The sequence below is a fragment of the Pseudomonas sp. G11-1 genome (assembly GCF_024031555.1).
Lineage (GTDB): Bacteria > Pseudomonadota > Gammaproteobacteria > Pseudomonadales > Pseudomonadaceae > Halopseudomonas > Halopseudomonas bauzanensis.
Genome location: NZ_QEYQ01000002.1, coordinates 658,358 through 678,182 on the forward strand (window position 1 = coordinate 658,358; position 19,825 = coordinate 678,182).

At 60.9% G+C, this 19,825-nt stretch carries 15 protein-coding genes; 4 read left to right on the forward strand and 11 right to left on the reverse strand.

Annotation, left to right across the window (positions count from 1 at the left end):
* Positions 1-4: 4 nt before the first annotated feature.
* From mnhG to efp, 7 genes are all read right to left on the reverse strand, one after another.
* Positions 5-352 carry a monovalent cation/H(+) antiporter subunit G gene (gene mnhG / locus DHB74_RS09225; protein ID WP_036990651.1) on the reverse strand — a complete coding sequence of 116 codons (348 nt, stop codon included), beginning with the start codon at positions 350-352 and terminating at the stop codon, positions 5-7.
* Entirely contained in the window at positions 349-672 is a 324-nt protein-coding gene (locus tag DHB74_RS09230) for an MrpF/PhaF family protein (protein WP_036990652.1), read from the reverse strand. The genes mnhG and DHB74_RS09230 overlap by 4 nt, the downstream gene beginning before the upstream one ends.
* Positions 669-1,154, reverse strand: coding sequence for a Na+/H+ antiporter subunit E (locus tag DHB74_RS09235; RefSeq protein ID WP_074780203.1), 486 nt, complete (start codon positions 1,152-1,154; stop codon positions 669-671). The genes DHB74_RS09230 and DHB74_RS09235 overlap by 4 nt, the downstream gene beginning before the upstream one ends.
* Entirely contained in the window at positions 1,154-2,644 is a 1,491-nt protein-coding gene (locus tag DHB74_RS09240; protein ID WP_036990654.1) for a proton-conducting transporter transmembrane domain-containing protein, read from the reverse strand. The genes DHB74_RS09235 and DHB74_RS09240 overlap by 1 nt, the downstream gene beginning before the upstream one ends.
* A complete protein-coding gene (locus DHB74_RS09245; protein ID WP_074780199.1) occupies positions 2,641-3,042 on the reverse strand; it encodes a sodium:proton antiporter in 402 nt (133 codons plus the stop codon). The genes DHB74_RS09240 and DHB74_RS09245 overlap by 4 nt, the downstream gene beginning before the upstream one ends.
* On the reverse strand, positions 3,042-5,765 hold the full coding sequence (gene mbhE, locus DHB74_RS09250) for a hydrogen gas-evolving membrane-bound hydrogenase subunit E (RefSeq protein ID WP_499161261.1): 2,724 nt from the start codon (positions 5,763-5,765) through the stop codon (positions 3,042-3,044). The genes DHB74_RS09245 and mbhE overlap by 1 nt, the downstream gene beginning before the upstream one ends.
* A gap of 288 nt (positions 5,766-6,053) precedes the next feature.
* Positions 6,054-6,620, reverse strand: coding sequence for an elongation factor P (gene efp, locus DHB74_RS09255; RefSeq protein ID WP_036990657.1), 567 nt, complete (start codon positions 6,618-6,620; stop codon positions 6,054-6,056).
* Between the two features lie 119 nt (positions 6,621-6,739).
* On the opposite strand from efp, the gene epmB reads away from it, so the two are divergent.
* The 3 genes from epmB (at position 6,740) to DHB74_RS09270 (ending at position 11,812) form a co-directional block, all read left to right on the forward strand.
* Positions 6,740-7,765 carry an EF-P beta-lysylation protein EpmB gene (gene epmB / locus DHB74_RS09260; protein ID WP_074780193.1) on the forward strand — a complete coding sequence of 342 codons (1,026 nt, stop codon included), beginning with the start codon at positions 6,740-6,742 and terminating at the stop codon, positions 7,763-7,765.
* 149 nt (positions 7,766-7,914) lie between these two features.
* Entirely contained in the window at positions 7,915-9,693 is a 1,779-nt protein-coding gene (locus tag DHB74_RS09265; protein WP_499161262.1) for a cyclic-di-GMP receptor FimW-related protein, read from the forward strand.
* Between the two features lie 52 nt (positions 9,694-9,745).
* Entirely contained in the window at positions 9,746-11,812 is a 2,067-nt protein-coding gene (locus tag DHB74_RS09270; RefSeq protein WP_036990661.1) for an EAL domain-containing protein, read from the forward strand.
* Between the two features lie 111 nt (positions 11,813-11,923).
* Here the strand turns inward: DHB74_RS09270 and serB are convergent, their stop codons facing one another.
* A complete protein-coding gene (gene serB, locus DHB74_RS09275) occupies positions 11,924-13,135 on the reverse strand; it encodes a phosphoserine phosphatase SerB (protein ID WP_036990662.1) in 1,212 nt (403 codons plus the stop codon).
* A gap of 146 nt (positions 13,136-13,281) precedes the next feature.
* On the opposite strand from serB, the gene DHB74_RS09280 reads away from it, so the two are divergent.
* Positions 13,282-14,841: a hypothetical protein gene (locus DHB74_RS09280; protein ID WP_499161263.1), complete on the forward strand. Its 1,560-nt coding sequence runs from the start codon at positions 13,282-13,284 to the stop codon at positions 14,839-14,841.
* Between the two features lie 168 nt (positions 14,842-15,009).
* Here DHB74_RS09280 and parC read toward each other — a convergent pair whose 3' ends face one another.
* Genes parC through parE form a run of 3 tightly spaced genes read right to left on the reverse strand, consistent with a single transcriptional unit; the run spans position 15,010 to position 19,763 of the window.
* Positions 15,010-17,268: a DNA topoisomerase IV subunit A gene (parC, locus tag DHB74_RS09285; protein WP_499161264.1), complete on the reverse strand. Its 2,259-nt coding sequence runs from the start codon at positions 17,266-17,268 to the stop codon at positions 15,010-15,012.
* Positions 17,269-17,326: 58 nt separating this feature from the next.
* A complete protein-coding gene (locus tag DHB74_RS09290; RefSeq protein WP_074780183.1) occupies positions 17,327-17,851 on the reverse strand; it encodes a retropepsin-like aspartic protease family protein in 525 nt (174 codons plus the stop codon).
* Between the two features lie 16 nt (positions 17,852-17,867).
* The gene (gene parE, locus DHB74_RS09295) at positions 17,868-19,763 is read right to left on the reverse strand and encodes a DNA topoisomerase IV subunit B (RefSeq protein ID WP_499161265.1); all 1,896 of its coding nucleotides are present in this window, start codon (positions 19,761-19,763) and stop codon (positions 17,868-17,870) included.
* Between the last annotated feature and the right edge of the window lie 62 nt (positions 19,764-19,825).

The following is a 19,825-nucleotide window of genomic DNA, read 5'->3' on the forward strand; positions in this document are numbered from 1 at the left end:
TCATTCAGCGATTGCTGCTGCGGTCCTTGGCGCGCTCGAGAGCATCTCCCAGCGGGCCGACCTTGGGCCTTACACCAGCCATGTGGCCGGCACGCGATATTATATGAGCCGCCATCGGTGCGCTAACCAGAAGTACGGCAACGGCCAGGAAAACGTTGAACCAGGCATGTCCACCCGTGGCAAACAGGGCCCCCAGCAATATCAGGATGGCACCCAGTGCGCCGGCCTTGCTCGCTGAATGCATGCGGCTGTAGGCATCAGGCAACCGACACACGCCAAGCGCGCCCAGCAAACTGAATAGTGCGCCGAGCAGTATCAATATGGAACCGGCAAATGCCATGGCCTCTTTCATCTGTCGTCCTCATGAAGCTGGGGTCCCGGCTGCTCGTCGCTGCTGTGAGCCCCCCGGAACAGTAATGCAAAAGCCGCACTTCCCAGGAAGCTGACAATGGCCAGGATGATAGCTACATCCAGCAGCACTTGCTGCCTGGTTATCAGCGCCAGAACAGTGACTCCCGCCACGCCTATCATGGTCAACGCATCCATGGCGACGGCCCGGTCCGGCCTGCTCGGACCAACCAGCAGACGCCACATCAGCAGCACCATGCTGACCACCAGGATCCCCCCGGCCAGGTGCAATACCCAATACTGTCCAGCCAGTAGCACATTCATCGGCCGCCTCCCAATGGTTGGATCCAGCGCATGAGACGCCTCTCGATTTCTGCAATGGAGCCAGTGGCCGACTCGATCGAGCGGGTATCCAGAATGTGCACGAACATCTCGCCGGTGCGCGACCAGTAGTCCAATGCCAGCGTGCCCGGCGTCAGCGTGAGCAAGCAGCCAATCAACGTCACCAAACGCTTATCCCGTGTTTGCAAAGGTACGCGGACTACAGCGGACTCGGGTTGCCGATGTGGGCTCAAGACCATCTTCGCCACATTCATCGATGCACTGAAGACCTGATAGGTAAACCAGCAGATGAATGTGGTACCTGCCTCGATACGCATTGCATACAACCGGCAGGCACCATTGACCAGGCCGCCCAGCCGAAACAGCGGATACAGCGCGGCAAACGCCAGCATCCAGTAGAGCGGGCTCGCCTGGGCCAGCAGCATGGCCAGCGCCGTCGCGAGCAGCAGATGCAGATACACCATTATTCGCCTCCTCTGTTCAGCAACTGCAGATAGGCGGGCGCCTCGATCAGCTGGGTTGAAGCGGCGATGGCGTAATCCATTACCGGGCCGGCGCCCAGGCCGATCATCACTGTGATCGCTGCCAGCCCGGCGACTGTGAACCAGGCGGACCGCGGCCCATTGCCCGTCGCGCCAATCCGTTCTGGGTCGGGGTGCGCCTTGAGAAAAGTCTCGTTCCAGATCTTGCTCATCGATAACAGGGTAAATATCCCGGTAAACAAGGCGAAAAAGGCCGCTACCCAGATTCCAGCGTCCAGGCTGGCCTTGACCAGGACGAATTTGGCCCAGAAACCGGACAGCGGCGGTATGCCCGCCAGCGACAACGCCGGGATGGCAAAAAGGATGGCCAGCAACGGCGTCCGGGCATACAGCCCGCCCATCGCCGCCAGACGCTCAGACCCGCTCAACCTGGCCGCGATGCCGCCGACGAAGAACAGATTGGCCTTAACAACGATATGATGAATCAGATAGAAGACCGCCCCGGCCAGTGCCAAGGGTGTCGCCAGGGCCAGCCCGAGCACCATATAGCCCACCTGGCTGACAATATGAAATGACAATATCCGCCGCACCTCGGTCTGCGCGGCCGCCCCGAGCACGCCAATGATCATGGTGGCGCAGGCGACCCATAGCAGCACCGAGTGCACTACGCCGGGCTCTGGCCAGAGCAATGTCACCAGGCGAATCAGTGCGTACACACCTACCTTGGTAAGCAGCCCGGCAAACAAGGCAGAGACCGGCGTCCAGGCCACGTGATAGCTGGCCGGGAGCCAGCCGAACAACGGGAAAAGCGCAGCCTTGATAGAAAAGGAAACCAGCATCAAGATGACGCCCAACCATGCTCCGGCACTGGCTTCATCGGCGCGGAACAACAAGGCCAGCTCGCCCATGTTCAGCGTGCCGGTTGCCCCGTACACCAGACCCGCCGCGAGCAGGAACAGCAGCGTCGCCAACATGTTCAGCACCAGGTAGGTCATCGCCCCCGACAGGCGTCGCTCCCCGCCGCCCAGGGCAATCAGCGCAAAAGAACCGATCAGCAGAACTTCGAACCAGACGTAGAGGTTGAAGATGTCAGCGGTGACGAAGGCGCCGCAGATGCCTACCAGCAAGCCCTGAATGAACAGGTGGGTATCGCGCAGAAAGTCCGCCGGCATCGGCTGCCGGAAGCAATAGACCAGGGTCGCGAAGCCGATTACCCCACTGATGGCAACCATGACCGCCGACAACCGATCTATGACCAGGCTGATACCGTAGGGCGCAGCCCAGCCCCCCATCTGGGCGCTAAGTACCGTGCCCTCGGCGGCCAGAGCAACCAGATAGATACCGGCGAGCAACAATATTGCCGAGCCTGTCATGCTGATGACGGTCACCCAGGCGTGGTGGCGTCTGACCAGCAACGCGAGCAATAGCGTCGTCAATGGAATGAGGATCGGCAGAATAACCAACACGTTCATGGCTTGCGATCCTCTGCCGGCGGATACGGCTCTTCTTCATCCTGATCCGGAGCGGGCCGCTCGGTCACCTGGCTGACTCGATCAGTGTCCTTGTCGCCATGCAATTCATGGGTCCGCTTGAGCACCGACAAGGCGAAAACGAAAAGCGCAAAACCGATCACGATGGCGGTAAGCACCAACGCCTGAGGGAGCGGGTTGGCGGAATCCAGCACCTGCTGGCCAGCGAAGGTGAAGGCGGCCTCGCTACCGGCGAAGCGTCCAGCCGTCAGCACCCCCAGGTTGATGGCATTACCCAGAACCGCAATGCCCAATACCACGCGCATCAAATGCCGGTCCAGCATCATCCATACGCCCAGCGCCGCCATGATGCCTGCGGTGATGGCACCGATCCATTCCATCAGACAGCCCTCCCGATCAGATTGCGCAACATATGCATGACCGAACCGAATACCGTCAGAAAAACCCCCAGATCGAATAACAAGGGGGTTCCCAGCTTCACACCGAAAGGTGCAACCCAGAGCCCAGTCATGAAAGAAAGCTCGGCAGCCAGACCAAATAGCCCTGCACCGACGGCGCAAGCCAACCCCAGACCAATAATGGTCGGCGGTGCAATGCGCGCCAGTCCGCGTTGAATGCCTCGCCCGAACGTTACTATCAGCAGCGTAAAGCCGGTCGCAGCGACCAGCCCGCCGATAAACCCGCCCCCCGGCAGGTTATGTCCTCGCCAGAGAATGGCCAGCGACACCAGAAACAGAATGGCTGCCAGCGGGCGCATACCCTGGCGCAACATGAGGGAGCTGAATTCGGGCAAGCCACGGGGCTTGGCTGTGGGTGGTTGTCCGACACCAAGCAGCGTCGATGCCGCCAGCGCAGCGATGGCTACCACCAGGATCTCGCCGAGCGTATCGACAGCCCGGAAATCCACAAGAATGACATTCACCACATTACTGCCGTACCCACTCGGCAGGCTGTTGACCAGGAACCAGTCGGCCAGATCACCCGGCAATGGCTGACTGACTGCGGTCATGATCAGCAAGGTCACTGCCAGTCCGAAAACCACCGCCACGGCGGCATGCCAGATATTCGCACCGGCGCCACTCCCACCACTGGCCGGCACTACCGGCATACGCCGCAGCACCATGGCGAGAAAGACCACGGTCAGGGTCTCGACCATCAGTTGCGTCAGTGCCACATCCGGCGCGTTGATCGAAACGAAGAACAACGCCAGGCCCAGGCCACTTGCCCCAAGCGATGCCACCAACGCCAGGCGCCCAGCCATGAAAGCCGCCCCCGCGGCGCCTCCCAGCGCCAGCAAACAGCCAATCACGCCCGGCAGGCTGACCTCCGATAATGCGTGGCCATCGAAGGGTGTCGTTTTCATCATGAGCATGCCGAACAACACGCAGATACTCACCACCAATGTCATCAGCGCCATATGCAAACGCAACGACCCGTGCTGGAACAAAGCGGCCACGGCACCGGCAAAGCGGAACAGTCGCTTGAGCAGTTTGTCCCAGAGCAGGTCCCCGCTGAATGTCCATATGCTTCCCAGCCGGTTTGCCAGGGCGCGAACGGCATCGGCCTTGAAGTAGAACACCGTACCCAGACCCAGCGTCAGGGCGCTGGCGATGACCGCAGGGGTAATCCCACCCCATAGGTACAACCCCACATCCACTTCTTCGCTGGCGATGGCCTGCACCGCGGTGTTGACCAGCCAGATTTCCGGCCATTGATTGCCGGCACCCAGGCCGAAGCCGCCCACGGCCAGCAGCAGCGGGCCAATCCACATCAGCGGGCTGACCTCATGTAGGCTGTGGCTCAGCTTGCCGGGCGAGCCCAGAAAGGTCTTCAGGAAAATCAGGCCCGCAGCAGCCACCAGCAGCGCATTGGTGAGGATCATCACCACGGTAACCGTCCAGCCAATCGAACCCATTTCGATCAGGCCGGCGTACTTGAACTCCTTGGCGATGAAGCCGAAGAAAGGTGGCAGGCCGGCGTTGGAAAAGGCCGCCAGCCCGACAGCGATGCCGGTGAGCGGCATCAGCGTGAACAGGCCGCTCAAACGCCGGATATCCCGCGTACCGGTGGCATGATCGATGGCCCCCACCGCCATGAACAAAGCGCCCTTGTAGAAGGAGTGCGCTACCAGGTAGAGCACGAACGCCTGCAGGCCATAACTGGTATTGGTGCCGATAAGCATGGTCAGCTGGCCAAGTACGGTCACCGTGGTATAGGCCAGCATACGCTTGAGATCATATTGGCGAATCGCCAGAACGGCGCCCAGCAATGCCGTTAATGCCCCGAGGGTAATCAGTACCGTGCTCCACCCCGTGCCTCCACCCAATGTGGGATTGAGCCGGGCGAGCAGATAGATACCCGCTTTGACCATGGTGGCGGAATGCAGATACGCAGAAACGGGCGTGGGCGCGTTCATGGCATTGGGCAGCCAGAGATGAAAGGGGAATTGCGCCGACTTGGTAAAACAACCGATCAACACCAGCACCATGATCGCCGGGAACAGCGCATGTCCCTGCACCATCTCGGATTGCAGCTGGGAAAATTGCCAGGTATCCGTTGCAATCCCCAACAGCACCAGGCCCGCCAGCAGTGCCAGGCCACCGCCGCCGGTAATCAGCAGAGCCTGTAGCGCAGCGCGGCGCGATTCGGCCTTTTCATGGTTGAAGCTGATCAGCAGATAGCTGGCAATGCTGGTCGCCTCCCAGAACACGAACATGGCTATAAGGTCGTCAGCCAGCACCAGTCCGAGCATCGCCGTCATGAATATCAACAGGTAAGCGTAGAAACGGCCAAGTTGCCGATGGTCACGCAGATAGGCGCCGGAATACATCACTATCAGCGTGCCAATGCCGGTAATCAGCAAAGCGAACAGCAACGCCAGACCGTCCAGTCGCAAACCCAGAGTGATATTCAGCGCCGGGACCCAGGCCAGGCTTTCGAATAGCGCCCCACCCCCTGAAATCTCCGGAACCTGCAGAGCGAACCAGATGAAGCTGGCCGCCGGAACCACCGCCAACAGCAGTCCCGCATGACGATGCGCAAGGCGCCATACAAAAGGCGCACAGAGTCCATTGATGAAGATACCGAGCAAACTGATCAGCATGGTCAGTCAGGTCCCGATTGAATGAGGAAAGGCATGGAAGTCACAGGGCTCCGTCAAGTTGTGATATTCACAATTTACACGCTTGAGCCGTGTAGGAATATGTTGACAAGCCAAGCGGTTCCGATACTCACGAACGAACCCGCAAAGGCTATAAATAAGCAGGAAGAAAAGCGTCCCTGTAGTAATTTGAATCAATTACCAGTGAAACCAGAGGTCCTGAAACGCAGCGGCCCGCCTCGAATTCTATCCGAGGCGGGCCGCTCAAAGGTCTGTTGCTGTGCGCCTATATCAGGCGCGACCTACGTAGTCCGCAGTACGGGTATCAACCTTGAGCACGTCGCCCACGTTGATGAACAGCGGTACCTTGACCACCGCGCCCGTGACCAGCTTGGCCGGTTTGGTGCCGCCGCCGGAGGTATCACCACGCACACCCGGATCGGTCTCGACCACTTCCAGCTCGACGAAGTTCGGCGGAGTCACTGCGATCGGCGCCCCGTTGAACAAGGTGACAGTGTAGATGACCTGCTCTTTCAGCCAGTTGGAGGTATCACCCACGGCCTTCTCGTCGGCACCAAACTGTTCGAAGGAACCGTCAGTGGCCATGAAATGCCAGAATTCCCCGTCGGTGTACAGGTATTCCATATCGCGGTCCATCACGTCGGCGCCTTCCAGGGAATCTCCTGACTTGAAGGTCCGCTCGTTGACCCGGCCGGTTTTCAGGTTGCGCACCTTGACCCGGTTGAAGGCCTGTCCCTTGCCGGGTTTGACGTACTCGTTCTCGAGGATCGCACAAGGATCGCCGTCGAGCATGACTTTAAGACCCGGCTTGAATTCGTTGGTAGAATAGTTGGCCATAGATTTCCCACTTACAGTTTGAACGGATACATCCGAAATCGCGCCGACCGATGGTTGCTGCCTGACGTTGCTCGCAACGTCCGACGGATGCCCTGTCACCCATGCGCGGAAAAACGCCAATGATACATGGATCTTTAGCGCCTGTTGAGTCTGTCAACTGGCAAAGTCTGCTGGCCGGCAGCATTACCGACCCACGGATACTGCTGAGCCGCCTCGACCTGGACCCAGCCCTACTCGGGCCCGCTCGCGCCGCCAGTGCCGACTTTTCCCTGCGCGTACCCGAGCCTTATTTAAGCCGTATGCAGCGCGGCAACCCCACCGACCCCCTGCTCCGTCAGGTATTGCCGGTCGGAGAGGAATTGCTGGAGCATCCGGATTTCGTACTCGACCCGCTTGGGGAACAACAGACCAACGCCCGCCCGGGCATTATCCACAAGTACCACGGACGGCTGTTGCTGGTGGTCAGCGGTGGCTGTGCGGTCAACTGCCGCTACTGTTTCCGGCGGCACTTTCCCTATGAAGACAATAACCTGAGCACCGACGAGTGGCGTGAGGCGCTGGACTATATCCGCCAGGATGACAGCATCGCTGAGGTCATCTACAGCGGCGGCGATCCCCTCGCGGCAAGTGACCGGCGCCTGGCCTGGCTGACGCGGGAAATCGCCGACATCGCCCATGTGCGTCGGCTGCGAGTACATACTCGGCTGCCGGTGGTCATTCCCCAACGGGTCACCAGTGAGCTGATCGACGCGCTGTGCGGCACCCGGCTACCGGTCAGCATGGTGCTGCATTGCAATCATGCCAATGAGCTGGACAGCCAGTTGGGCAGCGCCATCCAGACCTTGCGCCAGGCGGGAGTCATGCTGCTCAACCAGGCCGTGTTGCTGCGCGGCGTCAATGACAATATCGAGGCGCAGGTCGCTCTCAGCGAAGCGCTAGGCGATAATGGCGTTTTGCCTTACTATCTTCATGTGTTGGATCATGTGAAGGGAGCGCAGCATTTTCATGTGGACGATGATACCGCCAGACGACTGTCCGGGGAGCTGTTGGCAAGGTTGCCGGGCTTCCTGGTACCCCGCCTGGTAAGAGAGGTCGCAGGGGCAACCAGCAAGACGCCATTGCCGCCCACATTGATCAGTCAGTAGCAGACCGCTTTACCCGTACCCCTTCGCTTGGGTTGGGGCCAGCTGCTACATTGTGATCAAAACATCATCAAGGTGTGACGCATGTATGGGACTCCAGATTGATTCGTTCTCGATTTAGCCTGAAAGGGCTGCAACGGAAGAAAAATGTTATGGATAACACGGCGCACACCCTGAATCTGCGGGTGCCACAGCAGACTCTCACGTCCCTGTCTTTTGCCGATGGCAGCGAAAAGGGCATTATCGACTGGCTTGCCAATCTGCCCAAGGCCAACATCGGCGAGACCGCACGCCAGCTCTACCAGGGGCTGATCGAACTCAACCAGTTGCAAGTCGCCCCCGACAAGCGCCTGGCCATGCTGGAGCAGATCCGCCCCAGCGTGCATTACGTCTGCTCCGCCCTGGCACGCTATTATCTGGGCCAGTCGATCGTTCTCGAAGACCGCCCGCGCAAGGTGGCCAATCTCTCCCAGTCGCTGCAGAATCACCTGGCCAACGGCTACAAGATTGTGGTGGGCCAGGAGGCCGGCATGAAGAACCGCGATCGCGAAGAGCTCATGTCACTGGCCATCCAGCGCGCCATTCGCTCCTTGAGCGGCCCATTGCTGCGCGCCTATCAACTGTATTGCCCGGTGGCCGATGGTATCTGGCTGGAAATTCACCAACTGTACCTGCTCGCCCGCAAACGCGATCTGCATCAGACACCGGTCAGCGATCCGGAAAGTCTCGATGGCAAGCACCTCAGTATCGAGCGAACCTATCTGACAGTACTGCTCATGGGCTCCGCCCGGCCCAACCAGATCCGCCAGAGCGCCATGGGCAAACTGTTTGCCCAGCTGGAAGACTGGAGCAGCCTGGTCAGATTGACTGAAGCAGAGTCCACCGATGCACTGTTCATCATCAATCCGGACATGGACTGCCCGCCCCGCTACCGCTCGCTGGTGCTGGACGAGGATCTCACCGGCAGCCTGGGCCTTGATACCCGACAGCTGGTCGACACCATCAAGCAGTATCTGCTCGACAACGAACCGGCCCGCAACCGCTTGCGGGTGCCCGAAGGCCTGGGCGTGGAGCTATTGCAGCATGTCAGCCAGTCCTGGGGCGATCTCGCCGAAAGGACCTTCAACCGCATGCCGGGCCGCGGTGAGCTGCGCGTCACCATCGGCATGAGCGCCACCCATTTCCAGATCGCCGGCAAGAGCTTCTCGCAGTTCATGAATGCCGAGGACAGCAACCCCTTCTCCGACAGCAGCCGCCGTGCTGCCCAGGAAGGCTGGAGTAACGCCTTCGATGGCGACAAGGACATCGAGTGGGCGCCGGATGTGGAAAAGATCAACTACCACAGTCCGAACGAACCCAGCGAGGAAGAGAACTCTGAACATTACCCGGTCCACAACCTGCGTATCGTCAACCACAGCCCCGGCGGCTTCTGCCTGACCTGGCCACGTGAGGTGCCCAAACAGTTGCAGGCCGGCGAATTGCTGGGTGTACAGGAGCAGAGCGACCAGAGCTGGAGCCTGGCGGTGGTCCGCTGGATTCGCCAGGTGCGCGGCGGCGGTACCCAGATGGGCATCGAGCTTATCGCTCCGCATTGCACACCCTGCGCTGTCAAACTGCTGCGCAAGACCGAGCAGCCGAGCCGCTACCTGCGCGCTCTGCTGCTGCCGGAAGTCACTGCTATCGCTCGTCCGCCAACGCTGCTCACCCCACGCCTGCCCTTTCAGGTCAACCATAAGGTGATGCTGTGCCTGGGCGGCCAGGAGTTGCGCGCGCAATTGGCCGACCGGGTGACGGCCACCGGCAGCTTCAGCCAATTCGAGCATCACATATTGGGCCAGGCAGAGAAAACCGCCGGCAAAAGCGAGACCGATAGCACAAGTTTCAGCATCGCCACCGAGGATGACTTTGACTCCCTGTGGAAGTCTCTGTAAATTCAGCCACTTGGATCTCAGGGACGCGGCCACTTGGACGTAATGGACTAGCATGGGCATCGACGCACAAGCCATAAGAGTATTGATTCTGGACGACTCGCAAAACCATGCGGAACGTCTGGTAAGCCTTCTGCGCAACGCGGGGCATGCTACCCGTGCCCATCGGGTCACCTCTCGCGAAGATCTGCAGGAATCCTTGCAGCAGACCTGGGATCTGTGCCTGGCCTGCCCCGAAACCAGTTACATGACGGCGCAGGAAGCCTGCCAGATCATCAGCCAGTCCCATGATGTGCCTTTCATCCTGCTGACCGACCAGATTGATGTCGATACCCGTACCGAGGCCATGCGCTGCGGCATGCAGGATACCGTACTGGTCAGCGCCGACAGCCTGATTGTCCTCGTCGTCAAACGCGAGCTGACCAACCTCACGGCCCGACGCCAGCGGCGCATTGCCGAACAATCCCTGCGCGAAACGGAGAAGCGCTGTCAGCTACTGCTGGACAGCTCGGTGGACGCTATCGCCTATGTGCTGGATGGCATGCACATTTACGCCAACCGTTCCTATAGCCGGCTGTTTGGCTACGATGATGCGGACGACCTGGCCGCCGAACCCATGGTCGGCCTGATCGCCGCCAAGGACCAGCACACCTTCAAGGATTTTCTCCGCCATTACGCCACCCGCGGCGACCAGAGCGAACTGCGCTGCACTGCGCGGGACAGCGAGGGGAAGGAGTTCCCGATCATGCTCAGCTTTTCGCCGGCGAACTACGACGGCGAGCCCTGCACCCAAGTGGTCATTCGGGCCGAAACAGCCAGCGCCGAGTTCGAAGAAAAGCTCAAGGCCATGGCCAGCCATGATCTGGTGACCGGACTGTTCAACCGGTCCTGGTTTCAGGAACAGCTGGACCACATCAGCGAGCTGGCCGTCCATAACAGCCAGCCCAGCACCCTGGCATACCTGAGCATCGACAACTTCAACGTGCTGCAGAGCGACATCGGGATCGGCGGCTCGGATCTGATCCTGGCTGACCTGGCGCAGATCCTGCGGCGATTCTTCCCCGAAAACACCCTGCTGGCCCGCTTCAGTGACGACGCCTGCAGCGTACTGATCGAGGGCAAGGAACCGGAGGCGGTCACCGCTCAGCTCGGAGAATTGCTGAAGCAGGTCGAAGGCAACCTGTTCGAGGCCAATGGCCGCACCATCCAGATCACCGTCAGCATCGGCGTCTCCTGCATCAGCGAGACTCACCCGGAGCCGACGCTGGCCATCGAGCGGGCCCATCGCCTGGCCGAGCAGATCAGCCAGGCCGGTGGTAATACCATCAAGGTATTCAATCCGCTCGAAGAGCTGGCGCAGCAGGCCAACCGGGGCAATATCATCGCCCTGATCCGCCACACTTTGGAAACCGATGGGTTCAGCCTGCAGTTCCAGCCCGTGATCAGCCTGCGCGGGGACAGTGCCGAGCATTACGAAACCATTCTCCGACTGTTCAACAGCCAGGGCGAGGAGATCCCCAGCGCGGAATTCTATACTGCGGCGCTGGAATCTGGTCTGGCCATGGACATTGATCGCTGGCTGATCGCCCGGGCCGTCAAACTGCTCGCCCAGCACCGCAGCAAAGGCGCGGATACCCGGCTGGTGCTGAGCCTGAGCAATGCCAGCCTGCAGGATCCGGAAATTGTGCAGTGGATCTCCACGCTGCTGAAGGAAAGCCGGTTGTCAGCCGAAGCACTGGTATTCCAGTTCAACGATGCCGAAGCCAACCATTACCTGAAGCACGCCAAGGTACTGGCCGAAGCGCTGCGCTCCATCCACGCGCGGATCGCGCTCAGCCATTTCGGCGGCGCGCTCAACCCCTACGCGATACTCAAACACCTGCCGGTCGATTACGTGAAGATCGACGACGCCTTCAGCCGGGACCTGTCCACACCCGCAGCGGTGGAGCAACTCAAGGAAATGGTCACGACATTGCATGGCCAAGGCAAACTGACCATCGTCTCCAACGTCAGCAGCGCCACCATGATGCCAACGCTATGGCAGGCTGGGGTCAATTACATCCAGGGCGATTATCTGCAACCACCCGCTGACAGCATGAACTTCAATTTCTCGGGGGAGTGAGCTGCCCGGCTCCCTGAACTGCCCTCAAGAAGCAGTCTGGAAGACTGGCCAGGCCGTGGAATCTTCCACAGAAAGCCAGTCTTCCAAATATCCCGCGGGCCTCTTGCAGCGTCAGAACCCTTCCCGATCGCGGAAGCCCAGCAGATAGAGAATGCCATCCAGGCCCAGAGTGGAGATCGCCTGTTTAGCCGACTGCTTGACCAGCGGCTTGGCGCGGAAGGCCACACCGAGGCCGGCGATGGACAGCATTGGCAGATCGTTAGCGCCGTCGCCAACAGCAATGGTCTGCTCCAGGCTGATGCCCTCGCGCTGGGCCAATTCCCGCAGCAGATCGGCCTTGCGCTGGCCGTCGACGATGGGTTCCAGCACCTCACCCGTCACCAGTCCATCTTCGGTCGGCAAGGCGTTGGCATAGACATAGTCGATGCCCAGACGCTGCTGCAGCCCTTCGGCGAAATAACTGAAGCCGCCGGACAGGATAGCGGTCTTGTAACCCAGCCGGCGTAGCTGGGCGATGAGCGTTTCCGCACCTTCGGTCAACCGCAGCGACTGGCCGATTTCCTCCAGCACACTGACCGGCAGCCCCTTGAGCAATGCCATGCGCTCGCGGAAGCTGGCCTTGAAATCCAACTCGCCACGCATCGCCCGTTCGGTGATCTCGGCAACCTGATCACCAACCCCGGCCGCCTTGGCCAGCTCATCGATCACTTCGGCGTCGATCAGGGTGGAGTCCATATCAAAGACCACCAGCCGGCGATTGCGGCGGAACACGCTGTCCTGCTGGAAGGCGATATCGACATTCAGCTCCTGGGAAATGGCCAGGAACTCGGTGCGCAGCGCCGCAGGATCGGCCGGCTCTCCGCGCACCGAGAACTCGATGCAGCCCTTGCCCTGATCACTCGGCATGCCCTCGGGAATACGCTCGGAAAGACGATCGATATGGTCTATGTTCAGACCGTAACGGGCCGTAATCTCACTGACCCGAGCAATATGCTCGGCGGTAACCCGACGTGCCAGCAGCGTGACGATATGCCGTGGCTTGCCCTGCCCAGTAACCCAGCGGCTATACTCCTCAGCGCTCACTGGCGTGAAGCGCACCTGCTGATCCAGCTCGTAGCCGCGGAACAAAACGTCTTTCAACACGTCAGAAAGACCGTCCTCACCCGCCATTTCCACCAGGATGCCGAACGACAGAGTGTCATGGATAACAGCCTGCCCGATATCAAGAATCTTGACATTTGCCCGCGCCAGAATGCCGGTGATAGCTGCCGTCAGGCCAGGGCGATCGGGACCGGTGATGTTGATCAGGACAATTTCCTTCAAGGGACCGCTCCAGTCAGAAAACAAAGTTCGCTATTCTACCCGCAAATGCCCGACTCATCCCAGCGCCCGCCTTCTTCCACCTGCGGCGACTGGCTATACTGTCACCTGTTCGTGTCCCTGCCGCCAATCTACCGATCGAGACCATTTTGAATCACACACCGAGTTCATCCGACAATCTGTTTCTGCGTGGCCACGCTTCCCTGCGTAACAAGCGACTCAAGTTGCCAGGCACGCTGATACTGCTGACTCTTGTCCCATTGCTGCTGATACTCGTACTGGTGCTCTGGTTCGGTCAGGTTCAGCTGCAGCGCGACATCGCCACCCAGGCAGACCGGACCGGCAGCGAGCTGGCCCGACAGATTGCTACCCTGATAGCCGATCCGCTGGCGGCCAATGACACCTTGAGCCTGAACATCACCCTGGCCCAATGGACACAAAGCCCATTGATTGCGCATACCAGCCTGACCGCGGCAGGCAGCAACCGCATCGTCGCCCAGGCCGGGCAAAAGCCGCCCGCCGATAATCTGGCCCCCGGTCAGGGCGAATTCATCGCCGCCGTGCATTTTCAGGATGAACTCATTGGCCGGCTGCATCTGAGCCTGGCGAAAACACCCTTCACCGCACCTTCGGCCAACCTGCTGCAACGTCTGATCTGGGCCCTGGTACTGCTGATCATCATCGCCGGCCTGATTGCCTGGCGCCTGGGCGCGGGCATGCGCCGCGTGCTGGCCGGGCTGGGCAACTGGTATGGCGATTCCGGTATAGCGCCCCCGGGCATGACCCGCTCCGACGAACTGGGCGACCTGGCCAGACGCCTTGCCGAGCGCCGCATTGTCGATCTGCCGCCGCTGCCGGAACCCGAGCCCGAACCGGAGCCTGAGGAGGAAGTGTTCGATGAAACGCTGCTGGAAGACCCGGCTGAGGAACCAGATAGCGTCACGGCTGACACTGCCGAATCCACGCCTGAAGACCAGCCTGAGCGTGAGGTTGATGAAGCTGATATCGACGCATTAACGAGCGATGAGCTGGCAACTGCAGCCGATGCGCCTCCCACCGCACCAATCGATACCGAGGACACCGAAGCCGCTGCCATGCTCAGCGAGCAACTCGACGAACTGCCGGAAGCAGCTGCCATGCCGGCGCCTGCCAGCACGGTGCTGGCCATCCGTCTGGGCAATCATCATACCCTGCACCGTCTGCCCCGCCCGCGTCTGCTCGGGCTGCTGGAGCGCTACCGCGAGCAACTGGAGCAGGCCAGCCGCGCCTGCGGCGGCCAGTTGCATACCCTGCAGGACGGCACCAGCCTGGTGTTCTTTCATCCATCGGACACCGATCAGCTCGGCGACGCCCTGTGCTGTGGCGAGTTGATGCGCGTGCTGGGTCATGAGTTGCAGGTCCAGATTGCCGACACCGGAGTCGCCCTGCATCTGCAGATCGCCCTGTGTCATGCACCCTGTGCAGATATTGCGCCTGATGATCTGACGGAGCAGGTACCGGATTGTGCGCAGATGCTTGAACGCATGCAGTACAGCCGCAACCTGCTGTTGCTGGATGCCGAACTCGCCAACGACGCGCTGATCAGAGACCGGGCCGTGCTACGCAGGCTGGCCACCCCGCCAGGCATTTATTGTGTAGAGCGCTTGCGAGAGCCCTACCAGAGACAGCTGGAACAGCAATTGGAAGTGCTGGGCAAACAGCAAGACTGAGCGCGAGAAACGCCGCTGGCCGGGATGGAAGCCGGCCGAGCGGCGACCGGCATGCCAAACCACGGGAGATTCGAGCACCCGCTCCTACCAGGGTTAGCCTGCGTTACCGCGGTGCCGGCCAACACCACTCGTCGAGCTGATGCTCGACGACCCAGGCAGGATGCCGCCTTACACGCCATCCTCTATCTGCAGCGCATCCACTTTCTGGAAGCCGCGGGGTAGCTTGTTACCGCGGCGGCCGCGTTCGCCGCGATAGTGCTCCAGATCGGCCGGCTTCAGTGTCAGGGTCCGTTTACCGGCGGTCAGCACCGCGCTCGCCCCTTCGGGCAGCAATGCCAGCGCCAGCAGGAACTCCTCACGGCTCTTCACCCGTGCCGACGGAATCGACAGAATCTTGTTGCCCTTGCCCTTGGACAGTTGCGGCAAGTCCTTGAGCGGGAATACCAGCAATCGACCCTCGTTGGAGATGGCGATCACCTGATCACTGTCGCGCTGTTTGACCGGCACCGGTGCGATGACCTTGCCACCTTCGGGCAAGCTCAACAGCGCCTTGCCGTTCTTGTTCTTGGCTTGCAGATCTGCGCCTTGCACCACAAAACCGTAACCGGCATCAGACGCCAGCAGATACAGCTGCTGATCTTCCGGCACCAGTATGCCAACGAACTCGGCACCCGGCGGTGGGCTCAGACGACCGGTCAGCGGCTCGCCCTGCCCCCGGGCCGAAGGCAGGCTGTGCGCCATCAGCGAATAGCTGCGGCCGGTGGAATCGAGGAACACCGCCTGCTGGTTGGAACGCCCGCTGGCCTGGGCGCGGAAACTGTCGCCAGCCTTGTAGGACAGCCCCGCGCCATCAACCTCATGCCCCTTGGCACACCGCACCCAGCCCTTCTCCGATAACACCACAGTCACCGCCTCGGCCGGTACCAGATCGGTTTCCGACAGGGCGCGGGCTTCCTGGCGTTCAACCAGCGGGGAGCGGCGGTCGTCGCCGTAGGTTTCGGCGTCAGCCAGCAACTCGCCGCGCACCGTCTTGCGCAACAGCTTCTCGCTGCCCAGCACCTTCTGCAATTGGTCACGCTCCTTGGCCAGCGCATCCTGCTCGCCACGGATCTTCATTTCCTCCAGCCGCGCCAACTGCCGCAGGCGGGTATCGAGGATGTAGTCGGCCTGCAGCTCGCTCAAATCGAAGCGAGCCATGAGTTCCGCCTTGGGATGCTCCTCGCTGCGGATGATCTCGATTACCTCATCCAGGTTGAGGAAGGCCACCAGCAAGCCGTCCAACAGGTGCAGGCGGGCCAGCACCTTGTCCAGGCGAAACTGCAGACGCCGCCGCACCGTGGTGATCCGGAAGCCCAGCCATTCACTGATCAGACCACGCAGATCCTTGACCGCCGGGCGGCCATCGGTGCCGATCACGTTCATGTTGACGCGGTAGCTGTGCTCCAGATCGGTCGTGGCGAACAGATGCTGCATCAACTCCTCGGCATCCACCCGATTGGAGCGCGGCACGATAACCATGCGCGTGGGGTTTTCATGATCCGACTCGTCTCGCAGGTCGGCAACCAGCGGCAACTTCTTGGCTTGCATCTGCGCAGCGATCTGCTCTATGACCCGCGCCCCGGAGACCTGATGCGGCAAGGCGGTAATCACGATATCGCCATCCTCACGGGTCCAGACCGCGCGGCAACGCACCGAGCCGCGGCCGGTGGCGTACAGGTTCAATAACTCGCGGCGCGGAGTGATGATCTCGGCTTCGGTCGGGAAATCCGGCCCCTGGATATGCTCCATCAACTCATCCAGCCCGGCACCCGGCTCATCCAGCAGTCGCACACAGGCGGCGGCTACCTCACGCAGGTTGTGCGGCGGAATGTCAGTGGCCATACCGACGGCAATACCGGTGGTGCCGTTGAGCAGCAGGTTGGGCAACCGCGCCGGCAACACCATGGGTTCTTCCATGGTGCCGTCGAAGTTTGGCTGCCAATCCACCGTGCCCTGTCCCAACTCGGTCAGCAGCACTTCGCTGTAACGGGCCAGACGCGCCTCGGTGTAACGCATGGCGGCGAAGGACTTGGGATCATCCGGGGCGCCCCAGTTGCCCTGCCCGTCCACCAGCGGATAGCGGTAGGAGAACGGCTGCGCCATCAGCACCATGGCTTCGTAGCAGGCCGAGTCGCCGTGAGGGTGATACTTACCTAGCACGTCGCCCACCGTACGCGCCGACTTCTTGTGCTTGGACAGGGCCGACAGGCCCAGTTCGCTCATGGCGTAAACGATTCGTCGCTGCACCGGCTTGAGCCCGTCACCGATATGCGGCAGCGCGCGGTCCATGATCACGTACATGGAGTAGTTCAGATAGGCTTCTTCGGTAAACGACGACAGCGAGCGGCGCTCAACGCCTTCCAGGCTCAGATCCAGACTGTCACTCATACTTACTCTCTATAAATTGAGGGAGATACTGAATAATGCTGGCGAGGCAGCTGATCATTCAGTGCCTCCCGTAGTGTTGACGCAAAATCAGTTCGCCGCCCTGTTGGCTGAAATCCAGCTGCTTCAGGGCACTCATACCCAGCAGTACATCCTCGCCGAGGATCCCCGGCACGATGCCGGCGCTGACATCGTGCAGACGTATATCGCCCAGCTGCAGCGTATCGATGCGGGTGCTCCAGCTTTCGGTCATGCCGTTGGCGGTATTGACCATGATCGGATTGCCCCGCGACAACCCGAGGCGCTCGGCAAGGCTCGCCGGCACCGCGACGAAGGTAGCCCCGGTATCCAACAGGAAGGTCACCGGCTGGCCATTGATCTGACCCGCGGCAAGATAATGACCGTGGCGGTTACGTTCCAGACGCACCTCCACCGTCTCGTCGACCTGCAACGACACCGGCGCCTGGTTGGGGTTGCGACGGCGTTCTTCCAGACCGGAAAACCACTGCGCTGCGAGCGCCAGCCCGGCAATCCAGGCCAGCACCAGCATGATGGTACCCAGTCGGCGGTCCGGCGGCGGATTCATGCCGAGCGATCCGGCATCAGATCAGCACCTCGGCCAGATTACCCTTGCTTTCCAGCCACTGCTTGCGATCCGAGGCGCGCTTCTTCGCCAGCAGCATGTCCATCAGCGCTTCAGTACCCTGAAAGTCATCGATGGTGAGCTGCACCAGCCGACGGGTATCCGGCGCCATGGTGGTTTCGCGCAGCTGCAGCGGATTCATTTCCCCCAGCCCCTTGAAACGGGTGACCTGAACCTTCCCGCGCTTGCCCTCGGCTTCGATGCGGTCGATGATCCCGCTCTTCTCGGCATCATCCAGCGCGTAGAAAACATCTTTGCCGATATCCACGCGATACAGCGGCGGCATGGCGACGAATACATGACCAGCCTCCACCAGCGGGCGGAAATGCCGGACGAACAACGCGCACAGCAGCGTGGCAATGTGCAAGCCGTCGGAGTCGGCATCGGCGAGAATACAGATCTTGCCGTAGCGCAACTGCGTCAGGTCCGGCGAGCCCGGATCAACGCCGATGGCGATGGCAATGTTGTGCACTTCCTGGGAGGCCAGCACCTGGCCGGAATCGACTTCCCAGGTATTGAGGATCTTGCCGCGCAGCGGCATGATTGCCTGGAACTCCTTGTCCCGCGCCTGTTTGGCACTGCCGCCGGCCGAGTCACCTTCCACCAGAAACAGCTCCGAGCGACGGCTATCCTGCCCGGCGCAGTCAGCCAGCTTGCCCGGCAGCGCCGGCCCCTGGGTGATGCGTTTGCGCTCGATCTTCTTGCTGGCCTTGAGCCGCCGGCTGGCATGGTCGATGGCCATTTCGGCGATCTGCTGACCAATATCGGCGTGCTGGTTCAGCCACAGACTGAAGGCATCCTTGATCACCCCGGACACGAAGGAGGCGGATTCGCGGGACGACAGACGCTCCTTGGTCTGCCCCGAAAACTGCGGCTCGGCCATCTTCACCGAGAGCACATAGCTGACCCGCTCCCAGATGTCCTCCGGCGCCAGCTTGACGCCACGGGGCAGCAGGCTGCGAAACTCGCAGAACTCGCGGATCGCCTCCAGCAGGCCGGAGCGCAAACCGTTGACATGGGTTCCGCCCTGGGCGGTGGGAATCAGGTTGACATAGCTTTCCTGCACCAGCTCGCCCCCTTCGGGCAGCCAGAACAGCGCCCAATCCACCGCTTCCTTGCTGGAAGCCAGTGCACCGGTGAAAGGAGCCTCCGGCAGGCTCGGCCATTGGGCGCAGGCATCCACCAGATAATCCCGCAGGCCATCTTCGTAAAACCAGGTGGTTTTCTCACCGGACTGGCGATCATCAAATTCGACGCGCAGGCCAGGGCACAGCACTGCCTTGGCCTTGAGCAGATGCAGCAGGCGGTTGATGTTGAACTTGGAAGTATCGAAATACTTGCCGTCGGGCCAGAATTTGACCGTGGTGCCGGTATTGCGCTTGCCCACGGTGCCGACGACTTCCAGTTCGCTGACCTTGTCGCCATGCTCGAAGGCGATAGCGTATTCCTGGCCATCGCGGCGCACCCGCACCTCCAGGCGCAGCGACAGGGCATTGACCACGGAGATGCCCACCCCGTGCAGGCCGCCTGAGAACTGGTAATTCTTGCCGGAGAACTTACCGCCAGCGTGTAGTCGCGTGAGAATCAGCTCGACCCCGGACACACCTTCCTCGGGATGAATATCCACCGGCATGCCCCGGCCATCGTCGATCACCTCCAGCGCGTTGTCCTGATGCAGGATGACCGTGACCGTCCGGGCGTGCCCGGCCAGCGCCTCATCGACACTGTTGTCGATGACTTCCTGGGCCAGGTGGTTGGGGCGGGTGGTGTCGGTATACATGCCCGGGCGACGACGCACCGGGTCCAGACCGCTGAGAACTTCAATATCATCGGCGTTATAGGACGATTGGGACATAGAGTGTCTGGGTTTCCTTGGTCATTCTGGCGGGTACAGCCTCCCGCCGGGGCAAATCAGCA

Bases quoted from the DNA above. Each gene is read 5' to 3' on its own strand.
- mnhG (WP_036990651.1), bottom strand. From the start codon at position 352: ATGAAAGAGGCCATGGCATTTGCCGGTTCCATATTGATACTGCTCGGC.
- DHB74_RS09230 (WP_036990652.1), bottom strand. From the start codon at position 672: ATGAATGTGCTACTGGCTGGACAGTATTGGGTATTGCACCTGGCCGGG.
- DHB74_RS09235 (WP_074780203.1), bottom strand. From the start codon at position 1,154: ATGGTGTATCTGCATCTGCTGCTCGCGACGGCGCTGGCCATGCTGCTG.
- DHB74_RS09240 (WP_036990654.1), bottom strand. From the start codon at position 2,644: ATGAACGTGTTGGTTATTCTGCCGATCCTCATTCCATTGACGACGCTA.
- DHB74_RS09245 (WP_074780199.1), bottom strand. From the start codon at position 3,042: ATGGAATGGATCGGTGCCATCACCGCAGGCATCATGGCGGCGCTGGGC.
- mbhE (WP_499161261.1), bottom strand. From the start codon at position 5,765: ATGCTGATCAGTTTGCTCGGTATCTTCATCAATGGACTCTGTGCGCCT.
- efp (WP_036990657.1), bottom strand. From the start codon at position 6,620: ATGGCCAACTATTCTACCAACGAATTCAAGCCGGGTCTTAAAGTCATG.
- epmB (WP_074780193.1), top strand. From the start codon at position 6,740: ATGATACATGGATCTTTAGCGCCTGTTGAGTCTGTCAACTGGCAAAGT.
- DHB74_RS09265 (WP_499161262.1), top strand. From the start codon at position 7,915: ATGGATAACACGGCGCACACCCTGAATCTGCGGGTGCCACAGCAGACT.
- DHB74_RS09270 (WP_036990661.1), top strand. From the start codon at position 9,746: ATGGGCATCGACGCACAAGCCATAAGAGTATTGATTCTGGACGACTCG.
- parC (WP_499161264.1), bottom strand. From the start codon at position 17,268: ATGAGTGACAGTCTGGATCTGAGCCTGGAAGGCGTTGAGCGCCGCTCG.
- DHB74_RS09290 (WP_074780183.1), bottom strand. From the start codon at position 17,851: ATGAATCCGCCGCCGGACCGCCGACTGGGTACCATCATGCTGGTGCTG.
- parE (WP_499161265.1), bottom strand. From the start codon at position 19,763: ATGTCCCAATCGTCCTATAACGCCGATGATATTGAAGTTCTCAGCGGT.